15 protein-coding genes and 1 tRNA gene are annotated in these 22,464 nt (G+C 65.0%); 7 read left to right on the top strand and 9 right to left on the bottom strand.

Annotated features, from left to right (window positions below):
• A complete protein-coding gene (locus tag EAO78_RS07435; RefSeq protein ID WP_122105222.1) occupies nucleotides 1–831 on the top strand; it encodes an amidohydrolase family protein in 831 nt (276 codons plus the stop codon).
• A 40-nt stretch (nucleotides 832–871) separates the two neighbouring features.
• Nucleotides 872–1,354 carry a DUF371 domain-containing protein gene (locus EAO78_RS07440; RefSeq protein WP_122105223.1) on the top strand — a complete coding sequence of 161 codons (483 nt, stop codon included), beginning with the start codon at nucleotides 872–874 and terminating at the stop codon, nucleotides 1,352–1,354.
• A 435-nt stretch (nucleotides 1,355–1,789) separates the two neighbouring features.
• On the opposite strand, the gene EAO78_RS07445 is transcribed toward EAO78_RS07440, so the two are convergent.
• The 8 genes from EAO78_RS07445 to EAO78_RS07475 all read right to left on the bottom strand — a co-directional run bounded on the left by EAO78_RS07445 (nucleotide 1,790) and on the right by EAO78_RS07475 (nucleotide 14,422).
• Nucleotides 1,790–1,861 (bottom strand) — tRNA-Ala (locus EAO78_RS07445).
• Between the two features lie 65 nt (nucleotides 1,862–1,926).
• Entirely contained in the window at nucleotides 1,927–2,457 is a 531-nt protein-coding gene (locus EAO78_RS07450) for an SRPBCC family protein (RefSeq protein WP_122105224.1), read from the bottom strand.
• Nucleotides 2,458–2,528: 71 nt separating this feature from the next.
• The gene (gene gltB, locus EAO78_RS07455) at nucleotides 2,529–7,169 is read right to left on the bottom strand and encodes a glutamate synthase large subunit (protein ID WP_122105225.1); all 4,641 of its coding nucleotides are present in this window, start codon (nucleotides 7,167–7,169) and stop codon (nucleotides 2,529–2,531) included.
• Nucleotides 7,170–7,394: 225 nt separating this feature from the next.
• On the bottom strand, nucleotides 7,395–7,562 hold the full coding sequence (locus tag EAO78_RS18130; protein ID WP_203227847.1) for an HEWD family protein: 168 nt from the start codon (nucleotides 7,560–7,562) through the stop codon (nucleotides 7,395–7,397).
• Between the two features lie 106 nt (nucleotides 7,563–7,668).
• The gene (locus EAO78_RS17675) at nucleotides 7,669–11,316 is read right to left on the bottom strand and encodes a hypothetical protein (RefSeq protein ID WP_136516491.1); all 3,648 of its coding nucleotides are present in this window, start codon (nucleotides 11,314–11,316) and stop codon (nucleotides 7,669–7,671) included.
• A gap of 283 nt (nucleotides 11,317–11,599) precedes the next feature.
• On the bottom strand, nucleotides 11,600–12,427 hold the full coding sequence (locus tag EAO78_RS07465; protein WP_122105227.1) for an undecaprenyl-diphosphate phosphatase: 828 nt from the start codon (nucleotides 12,425–12,427) through the stop codon (nucleotides 11,600–11,602).
• A 74-nt stretch (nucleotides 12,428–12,501) separates the two neighbouring features.
• Nucleotides 12,502–13,251, bottom strand: a complete 750-nt coding sequence (locus EAO78_RS07470) for a hypothetical protein (protein WP_122105228.1) — start codon at nucleotides 13,249–13,251, stop codon at nucleotides 12,502–12,504.
• Between the two features lie 70 nt (nucleotides 13,252–13,321).
• Complete coding sequence (locus EAO78_RS07475; protein WP_122105229.1) at nucleotides 13,322–14,422, bottom strand: DUF4330 family protein; 1,101 nt, start codon at nucleotides 14,420–14,422, stop codon at nucleotides 13,322–13,324.
• 493 nt (nucleotides 14,423–14,915) lie between these two features.
• Here EAO78_RS07475 and EAO78_RS07480 point away from each other — a divergent pair, with 493 nt between their 5' ends.
• Both EAO78_RS07480 and aglF read left to right on the top strand, forming a co-directional pair.
• Nucleotides 14,916–16,115 (top strand): orc1/cdc6 family replication initiation protein, encoded by a 1,200-nt coding sequence (locus tag EAO78_RS07480; RefSeq protein ID WP_122105230.1) that lies wholly within the window; start codon nucleotides 14,916–14,918, stop codon nucleotides 16,113–16,115.
• Nucleotides 16,116–16,425: 310 nt separating this feature from the next.
• Entirely contained in the window at nucleotides 16,426–17,211 is a 786-nt protein-coding gene (gene aglF / locus EAO78_RS07490) for a UTP--glucose-1-phosphate uridylyltransferase AglF (RefSeq protein ID WP_122105232.1), read from the top strand.
• Nucleotides 17,212–17,346: 135 nt separating this feature from the next.
• Here aglF and EAO78_RS07495 read toward each other — a convergent pair whose 3' ends face one another.
• Nucleotides 17,347–18,144, bottom strand: a complete 798-nt coding sequence (locus tag EAO78_RS07495; protein ID WP_122105352.1) for a bacteriorhodopsin — start codon at nucleotides 18,142–18,144, stop codon at nucleotides 17,347–17,349.
• Between the two features lie 268 nt (nucleotides 18,145–18,412).
• Between EAO78_RS07495 and EAO78_RS07500 the strand changes: the two genes are divergently transcribed.
• From EAO78_RS07500 to EAO78_RS07510, 3 genes are all read left to right on the top strand, one after another.
• A complete protein-coding gene (locus EAO78_RS07500; protein WP_122105353.1) occupies nucleotides 18,413–18,826 on the top strand; it encodes a cupredoxin domain-containing protein in 414 nt (137 codons plus the stop codon).
• A 117-nt stretch (nucleotides 18,827–18,943) separates the two neighbouring features.
• Complete coding sequence (locus EAO78_RS07505) at nucleotides 18,944–19,882, top strand: sulfite exporter TauE/SafE family protein (RefSeq protein WP_122105354.1); 939 nt, start codon at nucleotides 18,944–18,946, stop codon at nucleotides 19,880–19,882.
• Nucleotides 19,842–22,463: a heavy metal translocating P-type ATPase gene (locus EAO78_RS07510; RefSeq protein ID WP_122105233.1), complete on the top strand. Its 2,622-nt coding sequence runs from the start codon at nucleotides 19,842–19,844 to the stop codon at nucleotides 22,461–22,463. Before EAO78_RS07505 ends, EAO78_RS07510 begins: the two co-directional genes overlap by 41 nt.
• Nucleotide 22,464 lies beyond the last annotated feature (1 nt).

A 22,464-nucleotide genomic window follows, 5' to 3' on the forward strand; every position in this document is an offset into this window, starting at 1 on the left:
ATGCTCGGGTTGGAACACGACTTCCGGATCGTCGATACCCACGCCTCGCTGGACCCGGACGAGGCCTCGGTCGCAGCACACGGCCGGGACATCACGCCCGAGCGTCTGGAACGCGAGATGCACCAGGCGGGGATCGTCCGGGCGGTCGCGAGCCCCGGCCGGCGCGCTCCCGGACGGAGCTACCTCCGCGCCAACAACGCGGTCGCGCGCCTCTCGGTCGACCGTCCGTTCGTCGCGTTCGCCCGACTCAACGGCCCCAGAGATCCGGGCGGCGGCCCGGTCTCCGCGATCCGGAACCTCCGAGCCGAGCGCGACGACCATCACGCCCGCCCCGACGACGTCGAGCAGTACTCCTACGACGACCGGTTTCACGGGTTCACGCTCGTCCCGCCACACGACGGGGTGCCGAACGCGGACGTGCTCGAGCGGCTGGACGGGGCCGACCTCCCCGTGATCGTCCACGGCGGAAAGCGCTTCCCGCCCGACGCGGTCGAACGCGAGCTTCTCGGCTACGACTTCCCGGTCGTGCTCGCCAGCTTCGGGGGCTACCCGCTCGACACGGAGCTGATGAACCGGACGCTCGACCTCCTCGAGGAACACGATCGCCTCTACGTCGACACCAGCGCCGTGCGCTACCGCGAGATCCTCGAGCGCGGGGTGTTGGAACACCCCGACCGCGTGGTGTTCGGCTCCGGCGCGCCCCACGTCCACCCGAACGTCGGCGTGATGGAGGTGTTGACCCTCGACGTCTCCGAGGACCTGATGCGGCGCGTCTTCGCGAAGAACCCGGTCCGGCTCGTCCCCGCGCTCGCCGAGGGCGCGGACGCGTGAAGCGACGGCCACTTGTCGCGTCGCCGCCGATCCGGCGAACATGAGCGACGCCGACGCAGGCCCCGAGACGGAGCCGGATCTGAACGGATCACACGTGGAGGTCGTCCGCGCACGCGGTCACGAGAACGTCACCGCCGAGCACGCGAGCACCTTCGAGTTCACGACCGACGACTGGCTCACCCTCGCCGGCGACTGTATCCTCGGCGTCGACGCCGACCGGACGCCACGGGACTTCTCCCCGGAGTTCCGCGAGGCCTGTCGTGACCCGAACGCGACGATCACGGCGACGATCACGGTCGAGGGCGACGGGAAGAGGTACACTGAGACGGTCGTCGGCCGGGGCGATCCCGGACTGGCGCTCGTCGACGACCGGTCGATGGTGGCACGGACGAGCGAGTACACCGACGACGAGCGGACGGTCCTCGTCGACGCCGACGCGGCCGCCGCCGACCTCGACCGCGACCTCGTGGCCGCGCTCGCCGACAGCGGAGAGGTGGAGTTGCGGTTAGAAGTCCGACGATAGACGGGGACGATAGGACGACTGGACGACGATCCGTTTGGTGTTGTGCTGTCGGCGAGACCCGGTGAGCGGACGCGGTCGCGTCCGCGAACCGAACGTGAGGGAGGCGGCGGGTCGGAGCGGCGTGCCCGCGACGACCCGCCCGCCGAGGCTGGGGAGGCGTGAGGTGCGGGGCTGTGCGGTTCGATCGGGGGACTGTGGGGATGGGATCGCGGTTCCGCGAAGGGTCGAAACGGACTCGCGGGGGTCCCGTGAGCGAAGCGAACGGGACCAAGCGAGGGAACGAGACGAACGAAGTGAGTCGAGTGGACTCGCGGGGATTTTGAACCGGAACCGGACGTGCTCGCTCGCTTCGCTCGCTGTGCGCGACCGGTAGGGTTCAAATCCCGCTCGGAACAGTTTTGCGCCGCTCGCGACGTTGCCCGCGGCGCGAAAACATGGACTCGCGGGGATTTGAACCCCGGGCCTTCCCCGTGCCAGGGGGATGATCTACCACTGATCTACGAGCCCTCGTACGCGTCCGATCGTTCCCCGGTGAATATCTTAAGGGCTTCGAATCACGGACCGCCTCGCACTCAGATCCGGTCGGAGTCGACGTACACCTCGAGGTCGACGTCCCGCGTCGACCCTTCGAGGTCCCTGACGGCCCGTTCGACCACCCGCTCGGCCTCCCCCCGAATCAGCGGTACCGCCTTCTTCAGCACCCAGTCGAACGAGACGAGTCGCGGCAGGTCGAGCGCGTCGGAGCTGGCGGATCCGGGGTCGAACTCGACCTCGAGGGCGACCTCGCACTTCGTCGGTTCCGCAGCGTCATCGTCCTCGATCGGCGTCACCCGCCAGCAGCCGCCCGCGTCGATGTCCTTCGTGATCTTCCAGTCGATCCGCTCCGGCGGCTCGACGCCGGTAACCTCCGAGCGGGCGGTGTAGGTGAGCTTCCACCAGGCGAAGGTGAGCGCGTAGCGGGTTCCGGGCCCGCCGTCGCCCGCGAGCGTCCGGACCTCCCGGAGGTACTCGGAGTAGTGTGCATACCCCTGAAAGTCCAACAGGAACTCGTACACCGTCTCCGGGTCGGCGTACACCTCGGTGCGCACGACGAGTTCGTCCACGACGGACGGTTCGACCCCCGCGTATTAAACGGTCCGCCCGGCGAACGCGAGGAGGACGGGCGGGAGACGGATCAGTCGTCGCCGGAGACCTGCTCGGCGGCGTCGCCGGCGGCCTCGGGCGCGGCGTCGGCGGGCGCGGGCGGCGCCTCGCGCACGTCGGTGCCGGTCCCCTCGGCGATCACGTCGGCGTACGCGTCGGGGAAGACGCGAACGAAGTCCGAGAGCGTGGTCTCCCAATCGTCGAGCAGCTCGGCGGCACGGTCGCTGTCGGTGTACGCGCGATGGTTCTCGACGAGCCGGCGGAGCATCCGTTCGTCGCTGGCGTCGAGCTCGCGCGAGAGCGACACCATCCCGCGGTTGAGCCGCTCCGCGAACCGGTCGTCGGGGTCGTACACGTACGCGACGCCGCCGGACATGCCGGCCGCGAAGTTGCGACCGGTGTCGCCGAGCACGGCGACGACGCCGCCGGTCATGTATTCACAGCCGTGGTCGCCGACGCCCTCGACGACCGCCCGGACCCCCGAGTTGCGGACGCCGAACCGCTCTCCGGCGACGCCGTTGACGTACGTCTCGCCCGCGGTCGCACCGTACAGACAGACGTTGCCGGCGACGACGTTCTCGGCCGGATCGTAGCCCGCGTCCTCGGGCGTCGAGATCACGATCCGCCCGCCGGAGAGGCCCTTGCCGACGTAGTCGTTGGCCGCGCCAGAGAGCTCCATCGTGATCCCCCGTGCGAGGAACGCGCCGAAGCTCTGGCCCGCGTGGCCGTCGAACCGACAGGTGACGGTGTCGTCGGGGAGCCCCTCCCCGCCGTGTTCGGAGACGACCCGGTTCGAGAGGGTCGCGCCGACCGCGCGGTCGACGTTGTCGATGTCGCGAGTAAGCGCGACCGGCGTACCGTCCTCGATGGCGGGCGACGCCTCCTCGATGAGGTCCCAGTCGAGCAGCTTCTCGATGCCGGCGTGGGTCTGGGCACGCGTCTTGGTGCGGGAGTCGCCGGCGGGGTCGGCGATCACGGCCGAGAGGTCGAGGTGGCTCGCCTTCTCGTGGTCGGTCTCGCGCTGGACGAGGAGGTCGGGCCGGCCGATGAACTCCTCGAGGTCGGCGAATCCCAGTTCGGCCATGAGTTCACGGAGCTCCTGAGCGATGAACGTCATGTAGTTGATCACGTGGTCGGGCTGGCCGGGGAAGCGCTGGCGGAGGTCCTCGCGCTGGGTGGCGACGCCGACCGGACACGTGTTCTCGTGACACTGCCGGGCCATCACGCAGCCGGAGGTGACGAGCGAGGCGGTCCCGAAGACGTACTCCTCCGCGCCGAGCGCGGCGGCGACGGCCACGTCGCGACCGGTCTTCAACCCGCCGTCGGCGGCGACGCGGATGCGGTCGCGCAGGCCGGTCGCGCGTAGCATCTGGTTCGCCTCGGCGAGTCCGAGCTCCCAGGGGAGCCCCGCGTTCTTGATCGACGTCTTCGGCGACGCGCCCGTCCCGCCGGAGTGGCCCGAGATGTGGACCACGTCGGCGTTCGCCTTCGCGACGCCCGCCGCGATGGTCCCGATCCCCGCCTCCGAGACGAGCTTCACGTTGACGTCGGCCGAGGGGTTCGCGGCCTTCAGATCGAAGATGAGCTGTTTGAGGTCCTCGATCGAGTAGATGTCGTGTTGCGGGGGCGGCGAGATGAGTCCGACGCCGGGCGTGGAACACCGGACGTGCGCGATCATCTCGTTGACCTTCTCGCCGGGGAGGTGGCCGCCCTCGCCGGGCTTCGACCCCTGTGCCATCTTGATCTGGAGCTCATCCGCGCTCGCGAGGTACTCGGCGGTGACGCCGAACCGGCCGGAAGCGACCTGCTTCACGCTACACTCCTTCTCGGTGTCGAACCGCTCCGGCGGCTCGCCGCCCTCGCCGGTGTTGGATTTAGCCCCCAACCGGTTCATCGCGATCGCGTTGTTCTCGTGGGCCTCCGGCGAGAGGCTCCCGAGGCTCATCGCGGCCGTCGAGAAGCGCTCGACGATCGACTCGACCGGCTCGACCTCCTCGACCGGGATCGGGTCCAGCTCGGAGTCGAACTCCAGGAGACCGCGCAGCGTCTGGAGCGTCTCGGACTGGTCGTTGACCAGCTCGGCGAACTCGCCGTACTGCTCGTAATCGCCGCCGCGCACCGCCTGCTGGAGCGTCCCGACCGTCTGGGGGTTCCAGCCGTGGTGGACGCCCGACGAGCGGTTCTCGTACTCGCCGACCGTCTCGAGTTCGGGATCGACGCCGAACGCCATGGCATGGCGCGTCCGGAGGTCGTCCTCGATCTGTTCGATCCCGATCCCCTCGGTGCGGATCTCGGTGCCCTCGAAGAACTCGCCGACGAGTTCGGAATCGAGACCGACCGCCTCGAAGATCTGTGCGCCCTGGTAGGACTCGACCGTCGAGATCCCCATCTTCGCCATCGTCTTCAGGAGGCCGTCCTCCAGCGCGCCCCGGTAGGCGGCCAGCGCCTCCGCCTCGTCCGCGCCGTCCGGGCCGGCGACCACGTCGGCGATGGAGGCGTACGCGAGGTACGGGTCGACCGCGTCCGCGCCGTAGCCGACCAGCGTGGCGAGATGATGGACCTCGTGGGGCTCGCCGGACTCGACGACGAGTCCCGCGCGGTTGCGGAGCCCGTTGCGTACGAGCTGGTGGTGGACCGCACCGGTGACGAGCAGGCTCGGGACGGCGAGCCGATCCGGACCGATCGCCCGGTCCGAAAGCACGACCACGTCCGCGCCCGCCTCGATCGCGTCGGACGCCTCACGGCGGATCCGGGTGACCGCGTCGGTGAGGGAGGTGTCACGGCGGTAGGTGGTGTCGACGGTCTCCGCGGAGAACCCCGCGTCGCCGTCGAGATCCTTCAACGCGGCCGTCTCGGCGTTCGACAGAACGGGGGAGTCGGCGACGATCTGCCGCGCGTGTTCGGGCGTCTCCGCGAGCAGGTTGCGCTGGTTGCCGATCCGCGACTCCAGGGAGGTGACGAGCTCTTCGCGGATGTAGTCGATCGGCGGGTTCGACACCTGCGCGAACAGCTGTTTGAAGTAGGTGAAAAGCGGCCGGTCGACGTCGGCGAGCACCGAAAGCGGGGTGTCGTCTCCCATCGACCCGACCGGGTCCTTGCCGGCCTCGGCCATCGGCTCCACGAGGTGGTTCAGCGAGTCCGTGGTGTAGCCGAAGGCGGCCTGATAGGCGCGGACCGTGCGGTTCTCGTCGGTCGGATCGGCGGTCGGCGTCGCCTCGTCGTCCTTCCGCCTCGAGGCGGCTTCGTCGACGAGGGCGTCGAGTTCGACCTGCTCCTCGCCGACCCACTCGCCGTACTTCTCGTCTGTGAGCTCGTCGAACACCTCGTCGTCGGGGACGATCCGTCCCTGCTCGGGGTCCGCGACGAAGATCTCGCCCGGTTGGAGCCGTCCGCGGCGCGTCACGTTCGCGGCGTCCGTCGGGAGCGCGCCAACCTCGCTGCCGACGACGAGCCGGTTCTCGGTCGTGACCTCGTACCGGCAGGGGCGGAGTCCGTTGCGGTCGAGCACGCCCGCGACGCGGTCGCCGTCGAAGCCGATGACGAGCGCGGGGCCGTCCCACGGCTCGACGAGCGAGGCATGGTAGTCGTAGAAATCCGCGCGCTCCTCGGCCATGAGGTCGTCGTCGCGGAACGCCTCGGGAACGAGCATCCGCAGGACGTGCGGGAGGTCGCGGCCGGTCTGGAGGAGCAACTCGACCGCGTTGTCGAGGCTGGCGGTGTCGGATTGGTTCGGGTCGTCGATAACCGGCCGGATCGTCTCGAGCTCCGCGCCGAACGCCGGGTGATCCAGGTCGTTCTCGCGGGCGCGCATCCAGTTGACGTTCCCGCGGATCGTGTTGAACTCGCCGTTGTGTACCACGTTGCGGTACGGGTGTGCGAGGTGCCACGCCCCGAGCGTGTTCGTCGAGAAGCGCGCGTGGACCAACGCGACGTGGCTCGCGAACCGCTCGTCCTCCAGGTCGGGGTAGTAGCCCGCGAGCTGTGAGCCCTTGAGAAGCCCTTTGTACACGACGCGCTGGCGGTCGAACGAGCAGACGTAGAACCGACCCGCGCCGTCGACGTCGCTCACGACGTTCTCGATCTCCCGGCGGGCCGCGTACAGCGCGCGGTCGAACCCGAGCAGTTCGGGATCGGCGTCGGGATCGGCGTCGGGATCGGTGAACCGCTCGGCGAGACCGGCCCCCTCGACGGGGGCGACGAACAGCTGGGAGACGTGCGGTTCCGACTCGAGCGCGGTCTCGCCGAGGTCGTCGTTGTCGGTCGGGACGGCCCGCCAGGCGAGCACTTCCAGGCCGTACACCGAGAGCACCTCGGCGATGGCGTCGTGGATCCCCGCGCGGACGCCCGGCTCCGGAGGCATGAAGACGGAGCCGACGGCGTACTCCTCGGGCAGGTCAGCGTCGACGACCGCCTCGAAGAACTCGTCGGGCCGCGCGACCATGATCCCGGCCCCGTCGCCCGTGTTCTCCTCCGCGCCGGTCGTCCCCCGGTGTTCGAGGTTCTCCAGAAGCTGAACCGCGTCGCGTACGGTGTCGTGTGCGGGCGTGCCGTCGAGGTCGATGACGCCGCCGATCCCGCAGTTCGAGCGGTCGTCCGTCGGGGAGGCGAGCCCGTCGTCGCAGTCGTCCCGGCTCGTCCCCGGGTCGGGGATGGTACTACGTGACTTGGTCATACACCTCCTCTCGAATCATCAGTTAAAGGAATAACCCTGATATGGGTAGGATCCATCGTACACACATTAGGGAATATAAGGTAATTATCTATAAGGGATTGGTACGGAATATCACGAAATACGTTCGTTCAGATATTCGACCGAAAAAGTATCGTAACTAGACGATCACGGACTAATACTGAGATGAAGGCGGATACGAAACCGCCGGTTCCGGACGTTCGTCGATTACTCTTCGAAGGGTGCGTACGTTCCGTTGACGTCCCAGTCGTGGATGCAGTAGACGTCGCCGGGTTCCCCGTCGATCCGCCAGCCCTCCACGTCGTCGTCCCAGCGCTCGGCGCGGCCGCACAGTTCGCACGTCCGTTCGGTCGGGGGTGAGATCGTGACGCTCATGTCCGGAGGCAGGCGTCGCGTCAGGAAAAGGATATCGTCGAAGCGCCGGATCGCCGGCCCGCCACGTCGTCGGCGTTTCGAACTACCGGTCGAGCAGTCGCTCGATCTACGGTGTTTCCCGGCGGCCGGCGAGGACGCTCGCCGACGCGATGGCGAGGAGTGCGGTGATGACGCCGAATCCGGGAACGTCATAGGCAGTCGAGCGCAACGGGGCCTCCTCGAAGGTCGGCGGCCGTGCGGACCGATCGTCATCGGACGACCCGAGCGAATCCCCAGGAGCGTCGGATCCTCCGCTCGACGAGGTGTCATCGTGACCGGTCGCTGCCGCGGCCGTGCTGGGCGTGGATCCCCCTTCCAGAACCCCGGAACGTGAAACGTACTCGGCCTCCTCGGGGGCGTTCGTATCGGCAACCGGACGGGGACCGATCTCCCGGCGATCGCGGATCGTACGCTCCTCGGCCGCTCGAGCGGCGGACGCCCGAGACGAAGCGGCGCGGGATTCTCCCACGTCGTTGGCCGCGGAGTCGGACGCGGAGCCCGGGCCCTCGGCATCGCCGTCGGATCCGATCTCGCCCTCGCCCCGATCAGTCGAAGCGTCCGCCTCGTTTTCCTCATCGAGATCCGGCCTTGAACCCGATTCCTCGTCGGAATCGGAGGAGGATTCATCGCCGACCGAGTCGGAATCACGTCCTGCGTTCTCAGCCGATCGATCGGCGTCTCCGTCGTTCTCACCGCTCGTACTGCCAGCGTCGTCCCCATCGCCTCCGATCGCTCCGTCACCGCCTACTGCGCCGCCCCCTCCACCACTACCGCCACTGCTACCGCTGCTACTTCCACCGACGCCACCGTTACTTTCACTACCGCTACTGCCACCGCTACCGCCGTCATCCGCACCCTCCGTGTCCGTGCCACTGGCTCCGTCGGCTCCGTCGGAATCGAGAGCGTCATCACCGGAGCTGGTCTCAGTGGTCGTCTCTACGGTCCCATCGAGGTTCCCGTCACTCTCATCGTCGATCGTCGTCTCTTCTGCCGTTTCGAGGCTTTCATTCTCGTCTTCTGTCGTGTCCCCAGTGGAACCGTCGTTGACGCTACCGCCGTCGTGACTGCTCCCGTCCGTGACGTCCGTCGTTTCGTTTTCGACCGTCGCCGAGTCGTTCGAGGATCCGGTCGAATCGCCGGTGTCGACGGTGTCGTCGATAGGGTCTCCTGTATCGGTGGTTTCGTTGGAGTCGTCAGTGGTTTCCCCTGAATCGCTTGTTCCGTCGGAGCCGGTCGCGTTCTGGACGTACGTGAACGGTTCGGAACCGGCGTGAGACGCGTTCGATCCGGCGGCGGCGCGGAGGCGTTCGTCGATCACGTCGAACGTGGCGGTGAGATCGGTTTCGGCGCTCGTACCGACCGTTTCGTCGAGCGTTTCGGTGGCGTTGCCGACGAGGAAGAGTCCCGTCTCGCGGGAGAGAACCGTCGTGCCGTTTGCCGTCGCCGCGGGGGCCGCGTCGGATCCGGTGGCCGACTCGTTCGACACCGTGAACTCGAGACCGGCCAGTCGGTCGAGATCGGCACCCGTCGAGAGGTCCGGATCGCAGACCGCGGTGTAGCCGGACAGGCCGGTGGCGTTGACCGCGTAGACGACCGTCTCGTCGTCGGTGACGTTCTCAGCGGGCGTGAGCGTTCCGTTCGCGATAGCGTCCGTGACCGTCTCGGGCGTGGAGAAGGCGTCAACGCCGTTCTCCGTGGTCGAATACACCGCGAGGTCGTTCATCGATCGATCTCGTAGCGTTGCGGTCGCGGTATCGGTCGACCCCCCGGGTTCCGCTGTCGCCGTGATCGCGTACTCGCCAGCCGGGATCGTCCCGTCCGCCGTCGACGTCGTAACCGACTCGATCGTTCCCGGTCCGTCGAGCGTGAAGAGATCGGATTCGAGATCGGGATCGCCCGCCGCATAGGTATTGAATCGGAGTGTCGTCGATTCTCCACGGGGTGTCGTGACGGTCGCCGTAGCGATCGAATCGTTCGTAGTCGATTCAGTGATCGTAACTTTGGTTGAGTTGGAATCAGTTACTAATTCAAATTCAAGTAGATCTCCGACGACAGATGATTTTGAAATACTAATGAGATTTGAGTATTGATCAGCTCTTCCGATAATTTTGAATGATGATTGTTTATCAAATCCACCACCAATGAGAGAATAATTACCAGTTGAAAGCTGAGATGTATTGAAATGGACCTGTGTAGAATTATTAGTTGTTGACTCTATTCCTTCAAGAACAGATTCTGTTTGAGTCGATTCACGATGTAATTCGACACGATTCTCTCCATCAATAGATCCCTCGAAAGCTATGATTCCTCCAGCGTATATCTGTTGGCTGTGATTTAAAGAACTTTTATTGAATGTTCGCTTAGTATCAGATATCTCTTTTTCAGATTTATTGACTGAAATTAATGCAGTATTTGAGACACCATTTTGTACAAATTGTTGATTATAATCCGAATTCTGTAACAGCGGAAAAGATCCAAGAGAAACAGAGTCACCGACTTCTGAACCATCATCAACAAGACGCATAACAGCCGCATATCGATTACTTTGAGAGAAATGAACAGGATCGCCATCTTTATTTCTTAATTCAATCTCAACATCTTGGTTATTTCCAGTGATTATTTGAGATGTTCCGAGGTATTCCTGAGTTAGGACAGATCCATCACTCAAGATGGGATGAATTGTGACAATATATGGAGTCATACCACCGTGTTCATCATCTAGTTGAGTACTCGAGATAGTAATATTATCTTCAATTATCGCGTTAGTGGAAATATTGTCAAAGTTAATAGATGCAAATAAAGAATCACCCGTATGAGTAGCAAGCGAGAATTTCGAAGCTGCTGTTGGGAGTTTGTCGCCAGTACTGTAATTTTCGCTGCTCAATTTACTCTCAGGAACAAGATAGATCTTATGCGGTCCCGGGAATCCATTCGCTTCAAGATATCTAATAGTTATCTCATTATTTTGATTAATCGTATCACGTGAAACAGATTTCATACCCGCGATACGAGTATCACCATCTTCAAAAGCGACAATAAGTGTACTATTCACGTTTGTCTCAACATCTTCGATTGTGGCAGAAGGGATGGTGAATCGATCTCCATCGCTGGATCCAGTCGCCTGATCTCTAAATTGAAATGATCCTCCGGCAATGTTGAATTCTTTAGAAAATGTAGAGTCATCAGTATTAGTGGATGAATTATCGAGATCCCCCGTACTACTAGTTACTTTGAAAGAATATTTTATACTTGATTTCTTTTCAGAATTATTTGTTTTGAGGCCATCAATTACAACCTTATCAATCTGAATTGGATCTCCATTTCCAGTGTATTCAATAACCAAGTAGAGGCTTTCAGTACTATTTTCATAAGAGTATATTCCTTGACTGCGGAGATGACCATTTTGTATGGTCGTATTTCCAACATATGCTTCAGATGTGTTCACACCATATGTAGAAATGCTAGATATGTTGATATTTAATTGGACTTCATCAGTTCTGAAATCACTGTTATTTTGATCAATTTGTATATCGTGAATGGTGTGGGATGTATCGCCTGGGATAATATTTGTCGGGGTCCCTGTCTCATTGATATATACCTCATCAGAAGTTTCTGCATTCACCGAAGAAGTACCGAAACTGATCGCGGCCACGCCGACGGTGGTAGTTAGAACGGCAACGATCACGGCGATCCGAAGCGAGTTCTCACGTGTCATGTATGTGCCCGCGGTGCCGATGCTGTCGCTAGCGCGGATGCTCACGCGGCGATCAGGCCGACGCTTGATTTCCGCGCGACCGCCAGCCGGTCACGCGCTGCGGGATATTCGTACCCAATCCGGTCGGTTATATATCAATTACGACACTGGAAGTTTCTATTCGGAGAAATTTCGGATACTGATGGCCGATACGCCCTGATCATGAGGTTGAATGACAGAAAAGACGTAGTTAGCTGTCGCATCGATGGATCGAACCGGCCACGAGGGGAGTCTCGTTCTCTACTCACACCACGAGGGAGACCACGCCGCCGCCGACGATCGCGAGCCCGCCGAGTCCGAAACAGACGGCCCAGAACGGCACGCGCTCGACGATCCGCATCAGCGCGTCGATCGTGACGTAGCCGACGACCGCGCTGACCCCGAGTGCGGCAGCAGCCGGACCGGGAGCGATCCCGGGAAGTCCCCCGGCATCGAGGAGCGTCAGAACCGCCGCGCCGATGCTTGCAGGAATCGAGATCAGAAACGACAGCCGGAACGCCGCCGGCGGATCGTAGCTCCGAAACAACAGCGTGCTCGTCGTCACGCCCGACCGCGAGATCCCCGGAAGGATCGCGAACCCCTGTGCGGCACCCACGAGCAGGGAATCGACGAGCGTCGGGTCGGTGCTCCCGCCCATCGACACCGACTCGGAGGCATATGTCAGGACGCCGGTCGCGATGAGCAGGACGCCGATGACAGCGATGAACACGCCGCCGGTGAGCCGGCCGGCCAGATCCACGACGAAGACGTACAGAGGGATCCCGACGATCCCCGTCATGGCGCTGGCGAGGACGACGTACGAGACGAGCGCGTTGTCGCCGTCGTACGCGCCGGCCGGTCGCCAGCCGGGAGTCGCGTACAACGCGGTCAGGATCTCCTCGCGGTAGTACGTCGCCGCCGAGAGCGTCGTCCCGACCTGCAAGAAGAGCGCGAGCTGTAGGGCGGCGTCCGGCTCCGTGCCGACGAACGTGAGGAACAGCGCGAGGTTCCCCTGGCTTGAGACCGGAAGCCACTCCACGACGCCCTGAACGACCCCGGCGAGAACCGCGATGAGGAGGTCCGTGTCCGTCACGTCTCACACTGGCGCGATCCGGGTACTTAAGCGGCATCGATCCCTGCGAAGCGAGCCTCGACGACGAATCCTGACTACCGCCGGTCGTCATCCGACTCCCGGTTCGACTCCACCGCGTCCGAATCCTCCGGGAAGAGCGTCGGCTCCGGATCGGTCGATGACGTCTCCCCGTCATCGGCGAGCAGGTCCGACTGCGTACCGTCCCGCATCTCGTCATCTTCGATCGAAACGTCGGTTTCGTCCGAGCCAGTCGGCTCGTCGTTCGCCTCCGGCGGGGCGGGCGGCTCCAGCGCACGGATCAGGAGTTCGACGGGACGGGTGTCGCGGAGTTCCGGCCAACTCCGTCGGTCGCGCAGTCCTGCGGCACCGACCACGTAGAGCACGAGCGCACCCGCGAGAAGGGTCCGCGAGACGGCGTCGCCGGCGACCGCGGCGAGGAAGGCGACCGATCCCGCACCCACTGCGAGGCCGCCGGCGACGCGCAGAGGCGTCTCGTGGACTCGTTTCACTGTGGTTCCGGCCGCGCTGGCGAGGATCGATCCTTCCATCGCGCCGACGAGAGCTCCGACGATCCAGTCGAGGATCCGGAGGAAGGGACCGACCGTCCACGTCTCGCGGAGGTCGATCACGATCACGTCCGGGTCGGGTTCGGCCGTGAGCCACCGGTACAGCCACGAGGCGCGGACCGTGCTCGCGACGCGATCTCCCACGGCCCGGGCACGATCGAGGACGACCGAGCCCGAACCGACGCGCGAGAGCAGGCCCTCGTCGGCGGGATCGCCAGGGGTTCGCGCGACGTCCCCGTCCGCGTCACGAGTCGTCATCGGGTGAACCGATCGGGTGAAGCGTCAAACCGGTTGTGGTCGCGTGGGCTACCGACGACGGTCCTCGGACTCATCCGCTCACGTTGACGACCGTCGCACGGACGGTGACGGTGCCGAGATCGATCGTCACGGTCTCGCCCTGCCGGAGCGGTTCACCCTTGAACCGCGGTCCGGAGACGGTCTCGCGCACCTGAAGTCGGGTCGTGAGGGTCACCTCACGGTCGACCGGGTGGTCGACCACGTTCACCGACCCGTTGTCGCCGGTGGCGATGATGAGCGAGGGGCGGGTGTCGACGGCGGTCACACGTGCGACGGTGTCGCCGCCCGCCTCCTCGACCATTCCCGGCTCGAGCGCGTCGGCCATGTCCTCGCGAACGTCGTCCATCCGGAGGGTAACCGTGCGAGTGGACGCCGAGCCCAGCTGGAGCTCGCCGCCGACACGCTCGATCCGTCCGTTGATCGTGTAGTCGGCGGTCGACAATCGAACGTCCTGTCCACGTCGTACCGGGTTCCCGCCGAAGCGTTGATCCCCGCTCTGCCGGTGTGTCCGAAGCGTCGCGGCGACGAACACCCGGCGCCGGTCGGGGTCGTTGGTCGCGAACTGCGTCACGTTCTCGATCGTCGCGACAGTCCGACCCGCGAGTCGGACCTCATCGCCGGAGGAGACGTCCTCGGCGTCCGCGGTCGTGAGCGTGTCCCGGAGGACGACCGTCGTCTCCTCGCGTTCGAGCGCGTCGCCGTCGCCCACCGCGCGGATCCGCCCGTCCAGCGTGTAGCGGTCGGTGTTGAGCGAGAGGCTGCGACCGAGCCGCAGCGGTGCGCCGTCGTAGGCGATGGAGCCGTCGTTCTCGAGTTCGCCCTCGAGCTCGACACGGAGGGTAACGCCGATGTCGTTCCCGCGCGGGGTGAGATGGACGTCGGTGACGGTCATCGTGGAGACGTCGTTCGGGCTGTAGGTGTCGCCCTCGTTTATCGCCTCGACGACGTACGCCGGCTGGGTTCCCACATCGAGAGTCGCGTAGGTGGAGTCGAGGTCGGGTTCGGGTTCGGGGTCGTCGGAGAACACGAGCGCGACGCCGGCGACGCCGACCGCGAGGACCAACAGCACGACGAGCGCATCGACGACGTTGACGACGCCGAAGAGGTCGCCGTCGTCGTCGATCAGTTCCATGAAGGACCACCCGTAAATCGCATTATCCCATGGGTGTTAGGCGGGGAGTAAAACCGTTCCCCTTTCGAGAGCGTACGAACGCGGACGCCAGCGTCCGTGATCGGATCTCGAGACCTTGGAACCGGGAGACGTCGTCCGTGACCAGTGGTCCGACACCCCTCGTTTCGTCTGTTCTTCGGAGTCAGTGGAGGGGAGAGCTGGGCGGGCTGGGCGAGGTACACCCCTCGTTTCGTCTGTTCTTCGAGGTCGTGTGAAGTCAACAGTCTCGAATTCGAGTTCGGATCGGGTCCAAGCTTCGAGACGCACGACCCGTTCACCTGTAGGAGGATGAGACACACCCCTCGTTTCGTCTGTTCTCGTCAGCCCTCCTCCACCCATCTTTCGATTTTAGGGGGAGGTCGAGACGATAACGAATCAGAGAAAATAGATGAAACAAATAAAACAGACGAATGCACAATTATATATGTGGATGGCTCGTTCGGAGAGTCGGATAATGACCGAAGATCTCTTTTCGGATATCACGGATACTCTCTTCGAGAACAAAACCATTCTCTCGGAGGAGTACCAGCCGGATGAGATCGTCGAACGCGAGGACGAGATCGATTCCTTCCGATCCGCACTTAAGGACGTCCTGTTCGGACGAAACCCTTCGAACGTATTCATTTATGGAAAAACCGGGGTCGGAAAGACCGCCGTTACGGAGTACATCATGAACGCCCTCAAAGCTGAAGTGAAGCGGCGAGACGATGCGGACGAACTTCACGTCTACTTCCGAAACTGCAACGATGACACCGTGTATCGGACGGTTCGAGCCCTGATCAACAACATCCGTGGCGACGATCGTGCGCCGTTTCCAGAGACCGGCCATTCGACGGCACACGCACTGGAGACGCTCTACGAGGAGATGGATACGAACGGTGGGACGTATCTGTTCGTCCTCGACGAGATAGATCACCTCTCGGATCCGAACACCCTCCTCTATGAACTTCCACGAGCACGCGCGAACGATCATCTGATCGACTCGCGAGTGGGCGTCATCGGGATCAGCAACAACTACGCGTTTCGTTCCTCGCTGAGTCCGAAGGTCAAGGACACGCTGATGGAAAAGGAGATAGCGTTTTCGCCGTACGACGCCGACGAGCTTCGGTCGATTCTCACGACACGAGCCGAGAAGGCACTAGTCGAGGACGCCTGGGACGATTCGGCGATCAAACTCGCCGCGGCCAACGCAGCAAAGGACACCGGAAGCGCACGGCAGGCCATCGATCTGCTCCGAGAAGGCGGCGACGTCGCCGAGGAGAACGGTGCCACCGAGATCACGGACGAACACATCGAGGTCGCGGTCGATCGCGTCCAACGCGGTCGCGTCGAGAACAAACTGCGTGATCAGACCATGCACGGCCAGTTGATCCTCGAAGCGCTCGCGAAACTCGAGGTCGAGGGATCGACTCCCGCAAAATCGAAGGAGATACAGCAGGTATACGTCCGCGTGGCCGAGGGAAGGCGTCAAGATCCTCTCACCACGCTCAAAAGCATCCAGAACCATCTTGCCGACCTCACGATGCTCGGGTTCCTCGAACGAACCGAGCACAACGAAGGTCGCGCGGGCGGTGCACACTACCAGTACGAGCTTGCGCTCGATCCTACCATCGTTCTCGAAACGCGAGATGCGATCGAAGCCGAGTCGACGTGACCCCCCTCTTCGCTGACGCAGAACAGACGAAACGAGGGGTGCGTTCAGTGAAGTACCGAGGCCATCGGCCGTGGCGATGTGCAGGGAAACGACCGAAGAGGACTCAACACGAACGAGAACAGACGAAACGAGGGGTGTGGGTTCGGGTGTCGTATACGGAGGGATTCGGGCCTTCACGATCGGCAGGGCGCGGACCTTCACGATCAGCGAGGCGGATGCCACGGAGCTATTCACCATCGATCGGTCCGATGTTCGGGTCATGGATCGGAGTGAAAACGTATTTATCGCCGTACTGGTGTGTTTATGACATATGCAAGCAGTCGTGCTCGCCGCCGGCGAAGGGACGCGGCTTCGACCTCTCACGGAGGAGAAGCCGAAGGGGATGGTCGAGGTCGCCGGCAAGCCCATCCTGACGCACTGTTTCGAACAGCTGGCTGATCTCGGTGCCGACGAGCTGTACGTCGTCGTGGGGTACCGCAAGGAGGCGATCATCGAGTACTACGGCGACGAGTTCGAGGGCGTCCCGATCACGTACTCACACCAGCGCGAACAGCTCGGCCTCGCCCACGCGCTGCTCACGGTCGAAGAGCACATCGACGACGACTTCATGTTGATGCTCGGCGACAACGTGTTCCGTGCGAACCTCGCGGACGTCGTCAACCGCCAGCGGGAGACGCGTGCCGACGCTGCATTCCTCGTCGAGGAAGTGCCCTACGAGGAGGCGAGCCGATACGGGGTGTGCGACACGAACCAGTACGGCGAGATCGTCGAGGTCGTCGAGAAGCCCGAGGACCCGCCGAGCAACCTCGTGATGACCGGCTTCTACACGTTCACGCCCGCGATCTTTCACGCGTGTCACCTCGTTCAGCCCTCCAACCGCGGCGAGTTCGAGATCTCCGACGCCGTCGACCTCCTTCTCGCGTCCGGCCGGACCATCGACGCGATCCGCATGGACGGCTGGCGAACCGACATCGGCTACCCCGAAGACCGGGAGAAGGCCGAGGAACGGCTGATCGAGGAGCGCGGAGAGGTGGTCGACGGGCCCGGCGAGACGGAAGACGAGGACGCCGAGACCACGGCATCCGAGGAGTCGTGAGGAGGACGGCAGACGTGTTCGAACGGACCACCCGACGTTCCCGGTCGGGCGAGTGATTCACGAGTTGGATCTGCTTCGTTTCCGGAGGATCAGCCCCCGTTTTCCGAAAGCACGCACGGGCGTTCGAGATCGACCTCAGTCGTCGGTAGGTGCCGTAGTACCGCCTACCGAACCGAGTCCGGAGGCCATATCGGAGACGGTGCGTTCGTTACTGGCGACCCACCGAAGCAGCAGGAACGCGAAGACGTACTTCGCGACGATGTCCATGGCGCTGTACGCCCACGAGGTGTATGCGACGTCGAGTACCGCGAACCCCTCGGCACCGAGCGCCCAGAAGATCGGGTAGCCGAGCCAGAGGACGACGGTGAGGATCTTCAGCGTATCGAAGATGTCGGCAGTTCCGGCGACCTCGGCGTCGGCGGACCACTCGACGAGCAGGACGTACAGCACGACGGCGAAGAACGCACAGCTGATCGCGTACCAGAACCAACGAAGCGCGTAGGAGGACGTGGTGAGCGCGGCCGCGAGGCCAGTGACGCACATCCCGATGTCCATCACGATCACGGTGAACAGTTTGGTGAGGTTCGACCCGGCGAGTAGTCCGAGCGCGAGCAGGATCATCGGCGTCGACAACGCCCACGTGAGGTACCGCCCCCACATCGTGAGCACCTCCTCGCCCGCCAGCGGGTGGCCGGCCGGCATCTCGAGGAAGCTCACCGTGAGCCCGGAGGCCAGTCCCAGATAGCTCGAGATGGAGACGAGTGGGACCATGAGCGTCGCGACGAAGATGAGCTGTGAGCGTGGGTCCTCGACGTTTCGACCCATGTAGACGAAGAGCAGGATCGACAGTCCCGCGAGCGCGATGTTCGCCCAGAACGAGAGGTTCAACAGTTGGTCCGCCCGTATCTCTCGATACACCTCCGTCTGGGTCAACTCCATCGGAACGCCCTGTGACGCGACCGCGAGGTCGGCTGCGGCTGTTTCGATCATGTAACACTCTGCGTTCGAGAAGTAATCACATAACGGTGATACCCAACCAGTGTGGTGTCTCACGCCGGAATACGCAGACTGCGAGGTGATCCGACAGGATCGCGAACGACGGGACGAGCCGACGAGATCACGAACGACGGGACGAGCCGACGGCCTCCCGATCTCCGAGACCAACCGCGGTATTGAAACGGTCGAAACCCTGAGGACGAACATGTACCGGAGACGGTTCCTCGGGCGGGCCGGCGCGGCCGGCGTCGCGGTCGGATCCGCTCTCGCGCTTTCCGGATGTCTCGCCGATCCGTACGACGTGGGGATGACCGCGACCGGGTTCGTTCCCGACGAGGTGACCGTCGAGGTCGGCGACACCGTCGTCTGGGAGAACACGAGCGTCCGCGGCCACACCGTCACCGCCTACGAGGACGCGATCCCCGAGGAGGCCGAGTACTTCGCCTCCGGCGGCTTCGAGAACGAGGCCGCCGCCCGCGAGGCGTGGTCCGACTTCGGCGGCCGCCTCGAGAACGGCGACCGCTTTTCACACGCCTTCTCGGTCCCGGGGAGATACGACTACGTCTGTATCCCCCACGAAACCGGCGGGATGGTCGGGGCCGTGATCGTCAAGGAGTGAGATGACCGTCGACCTCCCGCGTGCGGTTCGACGGTTCGACGGTTCGGCGGTTCCCCGCCGCTCGGAACCGACGAAACCCATTAGCGCACGCGTCCCCAACTCGCGGTGAACCACGCGATGGACCCATCCAGCCTGCTCGGTACCGACGTTCTGTTGTTCCTCGCCATCGGCCTGCTCGGCGGAGCCCACTGTATCGGGATGTGCGGTCCCCTCGTCACGACGTACGCGGCACGGATGGACCCCGACGCGGGACGGACGGACGGCGGGACACACGGAACGACCGGCGGCACACGTGGAACGGCCGGCGGGACGCACGAAACGTCCGGGGAGGCGACGGACCGGACGTCCCGAACAGACCAAACAGGCCGAACCGGCCGCGCCGACCGCGACGGCCGCGGCGGCCACCTCACCACCTATGAAGTGCGCCAGCACGCGCTCTTCAACCTCGGACGGACGGCGAGTTACGCCGCCATCGGTACGGCGCTCGGCGCGCTCGGCGGAGCGGTGCTCGTCACGACCGCGACGGTCACGGGCGCGGCGGGGACGGTCCGCGGGGTCGTCGGACTCGGCGTCGGCCTCGTCGTGATGGCGGTCGGCGTCCGGTACGTCCTCGGTGGCACGACCGGCGGCGTCCACCTGCCGGGGCTCCAGCGGGTCACGGGCTGGCTGACCGGCCACGTCGACCGGCTCGCGAACGGCCCGGGGATCGTCGCGCTCGGCGCGGTCCACGGACTCCTCCCCTGTCCGATCCTCTACCCGGCGTACCTGTACGCGTTCGCCAGCGGGTCGGCGCTCTCGGGAGGGATCGCGCTGGCCGCGCTCGGCGTCGGAACGATGCCCGCGGTGTTCCTCTACGGCACCCTGATCGGGAGCGTCGACGCGGTCCACCGGCGGCGGGTCCACCGCCTGCTCGGGGTCGCGTTCCTCGCGCTCGGGTACGTCCTGTTCGCACACGGGCTGATGTCGATCGGGATCCACGTCCCGCACCCGCGGCTCCCGTTCTGGAACCCGCTCGATGCCGGAATGGGCGGGATGGCCGGCCACGGGGGTGGCTAGCGTGCCCGAAAACGCCGATCGGTCTCCCGGGTCCGCCCCCGACTGTACGCTGTGTGACCTCCCGACCGAGGGGGTCGACGTCGTCGACGACGACGGCAACCGCTTCTGCTGTGTCGGCTGTCGGGACGTGTACGACGCGCTCGGCGACGTGGACGTGGACGCCGACGAGGTCGCGGCCCGTCGGGACCGCGAGGAGGGGACGGCGGACGCCGATGCGGACACGGATACAACGGTCCCCGCCGACCACGAGGCGACCTTCCTCGAGGTCGACGGGATGCACTGTGCGACCTGCGAGGCGTTCATCGAGACGGTCGCGACCGACACGGACGGCGTCAGCGCCGCGAGCGCAAGCTACGTCACCGACACCGTGCGAGTCGACCACGACCCCGCCGACGTCTCCGCGGACGACCTCGCGGACGCGGTGAGCGGGCTCGGCTACAGCGCGTACTCGCGCGACGACGCCTTCTCGCGCCGGCAGGCGGACAACATGGCGACCGCACGGCTCGCGATCGGCGTGCTCGTCGGGATGGCGGTCATGCTCCAGTACGTCGTGCTCATCTATCCGACGTACTTCGCGTTCCCGTTCTACGACGAGCGGACGCTTTCGTACCTCAACGAGGCGATGTCCTCGACGTCGGGAACGTACTTCTTCATCGTGCTCGGCGTGTTGACGACGATAGTCCTCCTCGTCACCGGCAAGCCGATCCTCCGGGGGGCGTACGTGAGCGCGCGGACGCGGTCGCCGAACATGGACCTGCTCGTGGCGATCGCCGCCGTCAGCGCGTACCTCTACAGCACCCTGGCGGTCGCGCTTCTGCCGGACCCCTCGATCTACTACGACGTGACCGTCGCCATAATCGTGATCGTCACCGTCGGCAACCACTACGAGTCGTCGGTCAAGCGGCGGGCGACGGAGCTGCTCTCCGATCTCACCGCGGTCCAGGTCGACACCGCCCGGCGGGTCGACGGTGGGGACCGGGAGGGATCCGGCGACGCCGCGCCGACCGAGGTCCCGATCGACGCTCTCGAGCCGGGCGACCGCGTGCTCGTTCGCGCCGGCGAGCGGATTCCGGTGGACGGCGAGGCGGTCGACGGCGACGCCGCCGTCGACGAGTCGGTCGTCACCGGGGAGTCGATGCCGGTCCGCAAGGAGCCGGGCGACACGGTGGTCGGCGGCGCCGTCGTCGCCGACGGCTCGCTGACGGTGGCCGTGGGCGACGACGCCAGCTCCAGTCTCGACCGAGTCGCGGAGCTCGTCTGGGACCTCCAGAGCGGGAACCACGGCGTCCAGAAGCTCGCGGACCGGCTCGCGACCGTCTTCGTCCCCGTCGTGCTCGCGGTCGCGGTCGTCGCCGCCGCGGCCAACCTCGCGCTCGGCAACGGGATCGCGACCGCGATGCTCGTCGGACTCACGGTGCTCATCGTCTCGTGTCCGTGCGCGCTCGGGCTCGCGACCCCGCTCGCGGTCGCCGCCGGACTCCGCGACGCGCTCGAACGCTCCATCGTCGTCTTCGACGACACCGTCTTCGAGCGGATCCGCGGGGCCGACACCGTCGTCTTCGACAAGACTGGGACGCTGACGACTGGCGAGATGCGGGTCCTCGACCGCGACGTAGACGACGACCTGCTCGCGCTCGCGTCGGCGCTGGAGTCGCGCTCGGCACACCCGGTCGGGCGGGCGATCGCGGCGGCGCGGGCGGAGGGAGCGGGGTCGGACGGCCCGAGATCGGACGCCGGAGGCGTCGCCACCGATGGCGGGACGGCGGCGGGAACCGGGTCCGGGGAGGTCGACGTCGCGGCCGACGCGGACGAGGCGGCCGGTGGAGACGACACCCGCGAACCGACCGTCGACGCCTTCGAGAGCCACGCACGCGGCGTCTCCGGCGTCGTCGACGGGAGCGAGGTCGTCGTCGGCCATCCGGACCTGTTCGACGAGCGCGGCTGGACGGTGCCGGACGCGATCCGCGATGCGGTCGCCGCCGCCCGCGACGTGGGGCGCGTCCCGGTCGCGATCGGTCGCGACGGCGCGGCGGCGGGGCTCGTCGTCGTCGGCGACGAGCTCCGCGAAGGGTGGGAGGAGACGGTCGGCGCGCTCGCCGACTCCGGCGTCGAGGTCGTCGTCCTCACCGGCGACGACGCGCGCGCGGCGACCGTCTTCCGCGAGTACGACGCGGTCTCGGAGGTGTTCGCCGGGGTGCCGCCGGAGGGGAAAGCCGAGACCGTCGAGCGGCTGAAGGGCCGCGGTCGGACCGTGATGGTCGGCGACGGCACCAACGACGCGCCGGCGCTCGCGGCCGCGGACCTGGGGATCGCGCTCGGCGGCGGCACCGCCATGGCGGCCGACGCGGCCGACGTGGCCGTCGTCGACGACGACCTCTCCTCCATCGAGACGGTCTTCGAGCTCTCGCGGGCCGCGGGACGGCGCGTGAAGGGGAACGTCGGCTGGGCGCTCTGTTACAACGCGATCGCGATCCCGCTCGCGGTGACCGGACTCCTCAACCCGCTCTTCGCCGCGGTGGCGATGGGACTCTCGAGCCTGCTGGTGGTGACGAACTCCTCGCGGCCGCTGTTGGCGGAGTAGC

This window comes from Halobellus captivus, from assembly GCF_003697845.1.
In the GTDB taxonomy this organism is placed as follows: Archaea; Halobacteriota; Halobacteria; order Halobacteriales; family Haloferacaceae; genus Halorubrum; species Halorubrum glutamatedens.